At 35.8% G+C, this 12024-nt stretch carries 11 protein-coding genes and 1 pseudogene; 4 read left to right on the forward strand and 8 right to left on the reverse strand.

What is annotated here, in order from left to right; all coding sequences use genetic code 11:
- Together K9V48_RS08880 and ndk are read left to right on the forward strand one after the other, a co-directional pair.
- Positions 1–1206 carry an MFS transporter gene (locus K9V48_RS08880; protein WP_224138455.1) on the forward strand — a complete coding sequence of 402 codons (1206 nt, stop codon included), beginning with the start codon at positions 1–3 and terminating at the stop codon, positions 1204–1206.
- 813 nt (positions 1207–2019) lie between these two features.
- Positions 2020–2475 carry a nucleoside-diphosphate kinase gene (ndk, locus tag K9V48_RS08890; protein ID WP_224138515.1) on the forward strand — a complete coding sequence of 152 codons (456 nt, stop codon included), beginning with the start codon at positions 2020–2022 and terminating at the stop codon, positions 2473–2475.
- 164 nt (positions 2476–2639) lie between these two features.
- On the opposite strand, the pseudogene K9V48_RS08895 reads toward ndk, so the two are convergent.
- The 6 genes and pseudogenes from K9V48_RS08895 to shc form a co-directional block, all read right to left on the reverse strand.
- Positions 2640–3282, reverse strand: a pseudogene (locus tag K9V48_RS08895) (FMN-dependent NADH-azoreductase).
- A 324-nt stretch (positions 3283–3606) separates the two neighbouring features.
- The gene (locus K9V48_RS08900) at positions 3607–4056 is read right to left on the reverse strand and encodes a S1 domain-containing RNA-binding protein (protein WP_224138457.1); all 450 of its coding nucleotides are present in this window, start codon (positions 4054–4056) and stop codon (positions 3607–3609) included.
- 314 nt (positions 4057–4370) lie between these two features.
- The gene (locus K9V48_RS08905) at positions 4371–4982 is read right to left on the reverse strand and encodes a LysE/ArgO family amino acid transporter (protein ID WP_224138516.1); all 612 of its coding nucleotides are present in this window, start codon (positions 4980–4982) and stop codon (positions 4371–4373) included.
- Between the two features lie 196 nt (positions 4983–5178).
- The gene (locus tag K9V48_RS08910; RefSeq protein WP_111616351.1) at positions 5179–5301 is read right to left on the reverse strand and encodes a DUF4023 family protein; all 123 of its coding nucleotides are present in this window, start codon (positions 5299–5301) and stop codon (positions 5179–5181) included.
- Between the two features lie 155 nt (positions 5302–5456).
- Positions 5457–5825 carry a hypothetical protein gene (locus tag K9V48_RS08915; RefSeq protein ID WP_224138458.1) on the reverse strand — a complete coding sequence of 123 codons (369 nt, stop codon included), beginning with the start codon at positions 5823–5825 and terminating at the stop codon, positions 5457–5459.
- Positions 5826–5989: 164 nt separating this feature from the next.
- Positions 5990–7864 carry a squalene--hopene cyclase gene (gene shc / locus K9V48_RS08920; protein WP_224138459.1) on the reverse strand — a complete coding sequence of 625 codons (1875 nt, stop codon included), beginning with the start codon at positions 7862–7864 and terminating at the stop codon, positions 5990–5992.
- A gap of 90 nt (positions 7865–7954) precedes the next feature.
- Here shc and K9V48_RS08925 point away from each other — a divergent pair, with 90 nt between their 5' ends.
- Positions 7955–9118 (forward strand): DUF2515 family protein, encoded by a 1164-nt coding sequence (locus tag K9V48_RS08925; protein WP_224138460.1) that lies wholly within the window; start codon positions 7955–7957, stop codon positions 9116–9118.
- Between the two features lie 4 nt (positions 9119–9122).
- The gene (locus K9V48_RS08930) at positions 9123–9503 is read left to right on the forward strand and encodes a CBO0543 family protein (RefSeq protein ID WP_224138461.1); all 381 of its coding nucleotides are present in this window, start codon (positions 9123–9125) and stop codon (positions 9501–9503) included.
- A gap of 433 nt (positions 9504–9936) precedes the next feature.
- Here the strand turns inward: K9V48_RS08930 and K9V48_RS08935 are convergent, their stop codons facing one another.
- Positions 9937–10803: a MurR/RpiR family transcriptional regulator gene (locus tag K9V48_RS08935; RefSeq protein ID WP_224138517.1), complete on the reverse strand. Its 867-nt coding sequence runs from the start codon at positions 10801–10803 to the stop codon at positions 9937–9939.
- Between the two features lie 264 nt (positions 10804–11067).
- The gene (locus K9V48_RS08940; RefSeq protein WP_224138462.1) at positions 11068–11970 is read right to left on the reverse strand and encodes a DMT family transporter; all 903 of its coding nucleotides are present in this window, start codon (positions 11968–11970) and stop codon (positions 11068–11070) included.
- Positions 11971–12024 lie beyond the last annotated feature (54 nt).

Raw genomic sequence — 12024 nt, forward strand, 5'->3', positions numbered from 1 at the left:
ATGAAGAAACCAATTAAAGAACAAAAGATGGTATTAATTATTCTTCTAAGCAATTTATTTCTTGTATTTCTAGGCATAGGACTCATCATCCCTGTTATGCCGTCTTTTATGAATATGATGCATTTATCGGGAAGTACGATGGGCTATCTTGTTGCCGTATTTGCGGTAGCACAGCTACTGATATCACCAATCGCAGGACGCTTTGTTGACAGTTACGGAAGAAAAAAAATCATCATATTTGGCTTATTCCTTTTTGGTGTTTCGGAACTTATCTTTGGTTTAGGCACGAACGTAACAGTGCTTTATCTATCAAGAATTCTAGGGGGAATTAGTGCCGCCTTCATTATGCCAGGTGTTACTGCCTATGTTGCAGATATTACCTCTGTTCAGGAACGACCAAAAGCGATGGGCTATATTTCTGCCGCCATTAGCACTGGTTTTATTATCGGACCTGGTATCGGTGGCTTTGTTGCAGAATATGGTGTACGCATGCCCTTCTTTTTTGCGGCAGCCATTGCTTTTCTAACATGTATTTCATCCATATTTATTTTAAAAGAGCCGCTAACAAAGGAGCAGCTTGTAGAAATTTCTGCTAGGACAAAGCAAACAAACTTTATAGGCGATTTAAAAAGATCGCTTAACCCGCTTTACTTTATTGCCTTTATCATTGTATTTGTCCTTTCTTTTGGTTTATCAGCCTATGAAACTATTTTCAGTCTCTTTTCTGATCATAAATTCGGCTTCACACCGAAGGACATCGCCTTGATTATTACAATAAGCTCAATCTTCGGAGTTGTGATGCAAATATTTATGTTTGGAAGATTGGTAGATGTGCTAGGTGAAAAGAAACTGATCCAATTATGTTTAATTTCAGGGGCAATATTGGCCGTGGCGTCGACCGTGATCTCTAGCTTTTTGACAGTGCTTGCGGTAACTTGCCTCATCTTCCTCGCATTTGACTTGATTCGTCCGGCATTGACGACCTTTTTATCAAAAGCCGCCGACGAGCAAGAACAAGGATTTGTCGCTGGAATGAACTCAACCTATACGAGCTTAGGTACGATCGTCGGGCCAATGATGGGCGGAATACTCTTTGACATAAACATTCACTATCCTTATCTTTTCGCTGCTGTCATCATGGTCATAGGTCTTAGTATTACTGTCATGTGGAAAGAAAAACAATTGGTAGAAAACTTAGCGAAATAAGAAAAAAAGCGCAAGCGCCTTAATTAGCCTCAGGCATAGCATAAGACGATTAGGAATAGAAGGTGTTTTTTACTTCAATTCCTAATTGGCTTAGACCCAAGAGGGGCTAGGCGCTGGAACTGGATGTCATGCGCTTATCCACAGTACAAGAATTTTATAATTTGCTAAACGATTAGAAAAGCTCGACGCGGCTTCGAAACAATCCAAGGTCCGGATTGTTCCCCGCGATGCTCATTCACTGTACTCTCTAACTGGGGGAGCTTCAGGAAAATTGACAATTTACAACGCTAAGCAAATTTCAAGTCGATTACCACGAGTATAAAAAGATCTATATTTTTATGTAGTCACCAAGCTTTTTCATGAGCCGAAAACTTAAAACACCTACGTTATATAAAACCATGCATGAATTAAAAAAGAGCCAAAACCTTATGTACCAAGGGTTTGGCTCTTTTTCAACTTTCTAAAAAATTCTGTGTTTGTTAAATAGTTGATCTTCAAGTCATCAGCCTTAGATGCTATCCTAAAAGTCATCTTATGATTGAGGATGAAACCACTGATTTTCGGAATGTTCGCCCGTATATCTGATGATGCTTTTCTTTTCCTACTTTGATCATAACCCCAACAACAGCAAGATTCCCTTTATCACTTTTATAAACTACATGAAGCTCCATATCGAAGTTTTTCCCATCGAATTGGTGTTCACTCCGAAATAATACATAAAAACTTATCAAATTGTTATGAAATGATAAAAATTTGTCATACTGTATACTACAAGATTTACATTCTTTACGAGGAGGTTGTGTGGATATGCCTATGCAGCGCACATTTTTGATGGTTAAGCCAGATGGAGTGAAACGAGGTTTGATCGGAGAGATTATGAAACGCTTTGAACAAAAAGGATTTACACTATTAAACGCAGAGCTTATGACCGTTGATCGAGCAAAAGCGGAAAATCATTATTTTGAACATCAAGATAAGCCGTTTTTTGGAGAATTGGTCAATTTTATTACATCAGGTCCTGTTTTTGCAATGGTTTGGGAAGGTGAAAACATTATCGAAGTTTCACGGACTATGATTGGGAAAACAAGTCCTTTAGAAGCATTGCCTGGAACAATCCGCGGTGACTTTGCATGTACGAAAGAGGAGAATGTCATTCATGGATCCGATTCCCTGTTAAGTGCTGAACGCGAAATTGCCAACTTTTTTGACTTGCTCTCAATCCGTTCACGAGACGAAGACTACCCATACGACGAACGAAAATCAGTTTGATTCATAAAGCAAGGCATCGGACGGCTAGCGTTTACTTTACCCCCTACTTTTTTGCTTAAGGTAGGGTACACCACTTGTTAATTTGCATGCCATCTATAACAAAAAAATGTAGTAAAATCTAAATTTTAGATTTTACTACATTTCAAATATTATTATTGACTAACTTATGAAGCCGTTACAGCTGAAAAACTTTTTGCGACAGCTTCAACTTTTGCTAAACCTTCAGTGATTATTGTTTCTGCTTGATCCTGCATTGCAGCATGGCCTTCAATGATAACCTCATTTACAATTTCCATACCAAATACGCCACCAACAACGTTTTTAATATAATTTGCAGCCATTTCCATCGGCGCTGCTTCTGGTGTTGAGTAAATGCCACCACGCGCACTTAAAATAACTGCCTTTTTGTCAGTCATTAATTGTACTGCTTGACCATTTTCGTCATATTTAAATGTGAAACCAGCTTGGTACACATAATCGATGAAAGTTTGTAATTTAGCTGGAATTGTTAAGTTCCAAAGTGGGAACGCGAAAACAACTACGTCTGCAGCTGTTAATGCATCCATTGCTTTTTGTTTTGCAGCTAAAAGACGTTGTTCGATATCTGTCATCTCTTCCCCAGATTCTACTTTACCGAAAGCGTTAAATAATTCTTGACCAAAGTAAGGCATATCTTCAGCAAATACATCGTAAGTAGTTACGTTAGCGCCTTCTAAGTTATTCATAAATGTTTCATACATTTTACTTGATACAGCGTCTGTTGCTGGACGATTGACGATTATTTGCCTTTACTACTAAAATGTTCATAAAATTATATATCTCCTTTTGTTATCATGAAGTAAGTTATCTTGAATTTGTAATATATCAAACTAATGTAAATGTCAATTTAACACACTTCTAACTTTTATTAATAGAATTTAGGATTTAGTTAAGATCTTTTCAATAGGATTTTGGTAGTGGATATTATTCTCGGATCGATGCTTTTTGAAAAATAAACCAATGAGGAATTTGACGATGATAACTGGAAATGTGATGAAAACAAAATGAAAAAAACGCAGAAATGAAGGCAAGCCATTTTTTATTGGCTTGCCTTACTCTCTATATGATGAAGAATGAAAATAAGGCAGCAGGTTATCCGCGTCTACCGCCTCTACCGCCTCTTTTTGTTTCAGTGTTACGTTTAAGGCTAGATAAGTTTTCTTCACTCGATTTTAAAAAACGAGCCATCTTATCTTCAAAGTTTTCCTTTGGTTTAAAATTACTTTTTGAGCGGCTATCTTTTGAACGACTATCAGTTCTTCCTTGGCGCGGTGGACGTTGAGAATAAGAAGATGTTTGCCCTTCTGGTCGGTCAATCGCCTTTTTGATGGACAAGGCAATTTTTCCTTCTTTTTCGCTTATCACTTTTACTTCAACTTCATCACCTATTTTGAGATGGTCATTAACATCTTTTACATAGCTATCTGCTACCTCACTAATATGCACGAGACCAGTTGTGCCTCCCGGTAATTCTACGAATGCTCCGAAATTAGTGATACCTGTTACTTTACCTTGTACTTTGCTGCCTATTTCTATTGACATAAAAATAATGTTCCCCCTAAATATTGTTATTAACAGTTAATTATAACAAATTTAAATAATAATATCAATAATATTCCGCACATTTTTTCTAACATTCTCCCATTTACCAAAAACACGCGGATATTTCTAATTTAAGAAGTTGTTTTTCACTTGGATTGTTCTTCCAAAATCTTTAACATCACTTCTACCTATACCACTTATAACAGTATAATCATAAAAGAATCACTAGACTAATTAGTATCCCCATAAAGTCAGTCTAAATTCGATTAAAGTGGAATGAAAAAATTAATTCACTTACTTGAATGTTGAATTCTTTAAGTAATTAATGTAAAAGTGAGATAGATTGCTGTGCCCCACATGATTAGTGCAGATACTTTATTTAAATTGGCAATAAATCCTCCTGAGTTGTTTAATCTGCCAACTCGTCTTCCAACTAATGCGAGAGAAAAAAACCATATCCACGATGTCGCAATACAAGCTAAGGTAAAGGCAAGCTTCTCTGTACCTGTGTACGAGATAGAGCTTGTTCCAATTACCCCGATTGTATCCATAATAGCATGGGGATTTAACAAAGAAACTGAAGCCGCAAAAGCAACCTGTTTTTTGGGTGCAAGTGCTTTTTCATCGGATGAATATGTACCAGGTTTACTTTTCCACGTCACATAGCCCATATACAGTAAAAAGATAATACCAATTGTTAATAAAATCAGCTTTATCCAGTAAACTCCCAAAACAATAACAGATACACCTAAAACAGCCAAAGATATAAGTAAAGTGTCACAAATGGCTGCAGTGATGATAACCGGTAAAGTTTTTTTAAATGTTGATTGGGTTGCACCTTGGTTAAAAACAAAAACATTTTGAACACCTAAGGGGAGAATAAGTCCAAGAGCCAAAATAACACCATGAATAACCGAACTTACCAATAAATTCACAAACCTTCCCACGTAGTATAAATTATTAATTTACCATAATTTATCTTTCATGAGGCATCTATTGTGCAATGAAATTCCCAAAAAACCCCATAAGAAAAAGGAGTCGCTGTAATAACCCTTTTATACTACATTCAAGCCACATAAAGAAACACCTCCAAGAATGATTAGTCGGAGGTGTTTCTTCTTATTATTTATGTGTTTTATTCGGCTTTTTCTTGCCAGGATTTCCTCTACCATGTAGTTGTTTGTTCTTTTCTTGTTTTTGTTGTTGTTCCTGCAAACTTTCGACAAATCCCTCTGAATTGATCATACATTCACCTTCCCTTTTTCAAAGTGTGGTTCCCATGTTAATATAACCATTTGATGTGAATTCATGAGTCAGAAGGTTATTTGCTTGAACAGGGATTGGTTATAGATAGTTGTATAATGGGAAATCCCGACTAGACCAATTTTTTTATGATTCATTCAAAATTTATTTTTTACTGGAGATCGCTTAACTCGGTTCACAATCATCCTAACCACTAATTGACCCAAGAAATATAAAACTGAAAAAATTATAATTACTTTGTCCCGATCGAATGGTTTAAACCAATATGTATCATTTTCAATAAAATTAGATGCTAAATATAGAGAAATGAGAGTTTGAAAGATAGTAAGTATTACTACTGTTACGGACTTAACATGAGAAGAAATGATTCCTGATAAAATGATGAAGAATACAAAACCAACGAAAAGAAATGATGCATCTTGATTCCTTACGTGTTGTTCATATTCGTAAAAATGAAAGAGAAAAGGAACAGGTAGTAAAAGAATTAAAAATTTAAGATAGTTCATTGCTGTTACTCCTTTTAAATCTGAGTTTTGTGAGTAATTATACAGTTAGCCAGTAACAGCTGTCTATTCTTTTATTACGGTTATCTCTTTGTTGGTGGTTCACGAGTATCTTACTCCTCTTTCGTTACCGTTCTCACACTTTCGCCTAGTCCAAAATCTCATTTTCAACAAAACTTCCCTTTATAATGACTTAAAGCAAGTAACGAAAAGAGGTATTCGTAGCTATGGTAATGGATATAAAATCCACCTGGTAGACCCTGACCTTTCGGATAGGTTGTTGTCCAATCACTTTTTCCAGATGTCTCAAGTAAATACGTCATTCCGCGCTTAATTTCGGGTGTCACTTTATTTTCCGCAGCAATAAGTGTATCCAATGCCCATGCCGTGTGGGTGCGAGTGCTTTCATTTAACGGTACATACTTTTTATTGATGTCGCTTTGACAAGATTCCCCCCATCCACCATCTTTATTTTGAATGCTGTATAACCATTTGATTGCTTTTTGAATCGAAGTACGATCTTTGTTTATGTTTACTGCAATTAAGCCAGTGATTGCTGCCCATGTTCCGTAAATATAACAAATCCCCCATCGTCCATACCAGGAGCCATCCTTTTCCTGATTTTGAAACAACCAATTCACACCCCGTTTTATTAGTGGATGGTTATAATCTGCATGAGTAAAGTTCCCTAAGAATTCTAACGTCCTCCCTGTTAAATCTGCTGTTGAAGGATCTAGCAACATGGATCCTCCGCCCTCAACTGGCAGCCAAGCAAGCAAAGGTTTATCAATATTTCTCTCAAACGCAGCCCAGCCACCGTCATCATTCTGCATGGAAATAAGCCATTGTATACCAGCGTTCCAAGCTTGACGATAAACAGGATTTTTTAAAACAAGTGATTGAATAGCTCTTAATGCGGCAGTTGTATCATCCACATCAGGATGGATTGTATTAATATTAGCAAAGCCCCACCCTCCTGGTAACGCGGTTTGATTATGGACAGCCCAATCACTGTATAGATTATGTTGCCTAGTCAACAAGTATATTTGCGCATTTTGAATGGCTTTGGCAGAAGACGAAACCCCAGCTTCTTGAAGACTATAGCTAATTAGCGCTGTATTCCATATTGTTGCCGTTGTATATTGAACGTGAATATGATTGTCGATTTTCGTCTGGAATGATTTTAATCCTTGAATCGCCTTAAGTATGATCGGATGTTGCTTCGAATAGCCTCGTGCCAGTAAAGCAAAAACCATTAAAAACGTAGAACTGAAATAACTGTAAAATGTTCCATCAGATTCGATTCGCTGCAGCATATACTGTTCGGCGCGGTTTAAAGCGATTTGATGGAGATGATGCGGATAGCCAATTAGACTTTTTATTCCGTGGTGAATGGATGAAGAGATAGAGCGAAAATCACCTAGCTCCTTTTCCCATTCATCATCCCCCCTATGTATAATTAAATCGGTTAAGTCTGGAGATCGATTTGTCTTGAGGTGAAATTTTTTATCTGTAGTGATGAGGAGTGGAATGAAAATAGCTCTTGCATACACCGAAAGATCAAAAATATTTACTGGAAAAGCAGGTGGCAAAAGCATGATCTCAACTGGGATGGGAATATGTTTTGGCCATTGATATTGTCCCGTTAAAGCTAGCATAATTTTTGTAAGCATATTTACTTTCTTTAAACCACCGTGTTTTAAAATAAATTGTCTTGCCAAGCGCATATCAGAATCATTTTTCGTACGGCGCCCGGAATAAAGAAGAGCATAATAGGCTTCAACGGTAACCGCAAGATTTCCTTCCCCTTCATCATCATATAACTTCCAAGCGCCATTTTCTCCTTGTTTACTTAGAATCCGCCGCACCAATGAGTTGATAAAATCTTCATCATTTATTTCTAATGAGCGCAATAAGATAATCATATAGCAATCTGTTGAAATCCCTGTTTCAAACGGATAGGTCCATGATCCGTCCAGCTTCTGTTCTCTCTTCAGAATGTCTACTAAACGGTTAATTTCAGCTTCGACCAAAAGTTTCATATCATTGTTAATCCTCTCTTCGTTAAAAGTAGTTTTTCCTATACATATTCCTTACAACGAGAGTGCATTCCTAGGACGGGAGGGAATTGAATGGTGATTGGCCGTTTTAGTAAAAAGAAAATAACGATCAAAGCATATCTTGAAATAAAAGAGGATTTAAAGAATAAAAGCAAAAAGCAATCAGGCTCAATTACCGAACTAAGCCTATCAAAAGAAGAAAGAGAAATCATTAACACTATTAAGGAACAAACGAAAATGTTCAATTTGAATAATGTCACGAGAACGAAGGCCTATTATGATTTTTTTATCCAATACCCTGAGATCCACTGGGCCCTTTTAGGTCATATGGTATCCCGAAATGGTGGTTGGCATATGACCGATTTAAAAGGTGATCTTTTTAATCGCTTATTGACGGAAAAAGAACAACGCCATTTCTTTTTATTTTTAGAACGTGGAAATTGGTTAATCTTTCAAGACGTTTATCCACAATGCTTACTTTATCAGCAAAGTTTACACGTCAAAAAAAATCTTTTTTATCTCCTTCCTTACTTTGGTGTTTCACTTTTTATGGAAACGATATGGAATTATTTTTGGGAGAATGGTGACTGTTATCTGTTAGCCATTGCAATGGTAATCAACGAACAAAGTTATTTAGAAAAAAGAGTGATTCAAAATCCTCATTTCAAAAAAACAGTCTTAAATACGATCGGATTTAAACTGTATGATTTTTTGCGTTTTAATCATATCATTTTCCCATTTATTAAAAAGGGAAAGTCAAAAAAGATAAGCTTAATTGGCGAAACTCTCCAGCATTTTGATTCACTTCATGAGCGAATTATGTTAGGTAAACGATTATATTCATTACTTTTTCAGCAAGAACCCGTCTTGCAAGGCGTTTTGCTTTGGGCTGACAAGCACCCACATTCAGGCTCAAGAAAAGATTATTGGCATCATTTGTTTCATCATGTGAACGAATCCCTGCCAGGATCCATTTACAAACGGAGGACAAAACAGTGCCAACTAAAAAAGAGTGCACATCGTATTTATAGTCCACCGTTGCAATTTGCTTGGGAAAATGTTGAGCAACAAGAAGCTGAACAAGGTGATTGGTTTGATGATTGGAGAATTATCGATTATTTAATGGAAGAAGAAATATATAAAGGTGGGGAAATTTATGATGAATATTGTAAAACAATCGAGAAAATCGAGCTTGCTATCATCGCAAAAAAGGCGATTTTTCTCAGACAGGAATAAAAATTTGAATATCTATCTAACCGTTGCTTTATTCGCTTCACTTGTCGGTACTTATTTAGATTTGATTTTCGTCGGTAAAGGAATGTATCATTTTCCAGTTAGAGTTTTCCCTGAGGTATTCTCTATTAATATTTTGTTTACTTTAGTTATCCTTCCTCTCTTTACTATTACCTTTTTGGTTGTTGCAAAACGCGTTCAGCCGTTTATCCGTTTCATAATGATTGTTTTTATTAGCATTGTTTTCTTTTTTAGCGAACAGGTTGCCGAACAACTTGGTTGGTTTATCCATCAGCCCGAATGGAATCACGGATATTCTTTTTTCGGATATTTGTTGTTTTTAATTGTTGTTTGGAGGTTATTTCTTTTCCTATTAAAGATTAGATAGCTTGATAAATCTGAAAACTTATGAAGAAATAGTCTTTCTTCTTTTTATGTTGTTTTATAAACTTTTTTTAAAATTTAAATTAATTATTTTTTATGCTATATATTTATTGAGAATTATTTTAAATGACCGAGTTAAACAATACTGCTTTGCTTAGCGTGCCAACTCCCTCTTTTCATACGTTCTTTTATCCATAACAATATCTTTTTGCGAACGTCAATCAGATCACTCTCATGTTTTAGTTTCTTATTCTGCTATTCTACTAAAAAGCGTTCGTAAATTTTTTTTCAAGTTTTACGAACATCAATAATAAGAGGTTTAAAGTGAAATTAACCCGTTCGTAAAAGTGTATTTTTATGAACGGGTTATGGACCGTATTTTTCTCATAATTGTCTGTAAAACAAAAAACATTGGATAAAAAATTGTTTTTCTAGTTTTAATAAGTAAACGTCACATTCTTTTCTATAAGTGTTTTTTCAAGTTTTTTCAACTTTTTAATCGATTCTTCTGATGAACGTTTACCAATTTCAATGACCAATGCATCTATCAATGCAATAATAGGTATTATTGAAAATTGTTCTTCACTAACTTCTACTTTCAGTGTTACAGACGCATATGAAATAATTGGACATGAAATATGATCTGTTATTAATATAATGCTATTGCCTAGTTCATAGGCCAGCTTAACGGCTTCGATAATTCGATTAGTGTAGGGTTCGAATGCAAAAACCACTAAAATTTCATCCTTTTCAAGCTGCAAAATCCTATCATAAATTACTTCTGTATCATGACCTAATTGCCTTATCTTAGGATAGAATTCTCCAAGCAACAGTTCAAAATATAATGCAGTTGCTTTATACCGTCGAGTACCCAAAACATTGATATAACTTGATTTCACAATGTAATCAATTGCGCTATCAAAATTTTCCAATAAATCAGAATCTAATGATTTGTTTAATAAATTCACTGATTCTTTCCAAACTTGCACTAAAGTTGGCACCTTCCCCCCTTCTTTTTGTATTTCTGTAAAAGACTTCTTCAATGTCCATTTTGAAACGGAAGGCATCGATTCATCATAGATATCTTTTCGTAAGTCATTAAAATTTTCATATCCCAAGGCATTTATCGTACGCACCACAGTTGAAATTCCAACTTTGGCATTAGTGGCAAGCTCCTTAATTGTTATCAATCCTATTGACTGATAATTTTTTAGAATATAATCACATAACTGCCTTTGTCTTTTGGGCAAAGACTCTTTAATATCAACTATTTTATTAATTGTTGTTTGATTATCTAAACTCAGGTTATTAGATTAGTATAATAACCAAAGGAGTATGCTTTATATGAATTCTCTTTCTTGGTCTTCTGCCAATCCTTTAGCTGGAGCAGTATGGACAAAGAAATGGAGGGATTAAACACGCTGAGGAATTAGGTTTGATTTATTCCTCAAGAATCCTCGAAAGAAGATTGAAATTGAAAGTAATTTGATTCTAGGTTTTCAGACTCTAGTGAATGGTTTTAATATGAACGCCAGGACGATCTCCAAACCAGTCCATATCCTTGTATATCAGCTGCTTTTCTTCATCTTAGATCGTCCCCCTGCGACAAGAATTGCTGAATACAAAACCAATGCAATTCCTAACACCTGCCATCCCCGCAGATGCTCTCCAAGAAAGAGTACTCCAGTTACTACTGCAACGATAGGTTCTATCGTTGCTAAAATGGAGGCCTTACTAGCTTCTAAATGCTTTAGTCCTGAAGTGTACAAAACAAAAGCCGCAACCGTTGCCACTACAGCTAACAACACCGCTGACACCCAAACATCTACATATTGAAATTGATCAGTCTTCCTTATGATGTCACTTGTCAATAACATGAAAATACTCGTATAAAGAAATGTGTACGTAGTAATGGTCAAGGCAGAATACCGTTTCGTTACAGGTTTACTGAAAATACTGTACAACGCATAACAAAATCCAGATAAAATCCCCATTAACAAGGTCTTCATAGGTATACTTTCTTGGCCAAATGGCAGTAGACCTACAACAAATGCGCACCCTATAATAGCAAGAGCAAGTGCCCAGCCTTTACGAATGGTCAAGGGCTCTTTAAAAAAAAGCCGAGATAAGATGGTTACAAACAAAGGCCCTGTATATAAAAGTGTTACGGCAAGGGATAAACTCGATTGAGCAAAAACTTCAAAGTAAAAAAAGTTAAATAAGGCAATACTAAAAATTCCCGCACCAGCGAAAAAAATATGATCTTTTAATCTAGTACGTAATTGATCACGATAAAATACTGCCATAAGTAGAATTAAAATAACGAACGTAAAGATCCCCCGAATCGCAACTACATCCCAAGCCGTGAAACCGCGAGCATACAATGGAGCAATAAATAAACCAATAAGTCCCCAGCATGCCGCACCAGCAATTGTAATGATGTAAAATCTCAGATTCGACAGTTTTTCCATATTTTTCACCCCCTATTCAATTATACGCTAATTTCAGTAATCAAACTATTAAGC

The organism is Metabacillus rhizolycopersici, from assembly GCF_020075705.1.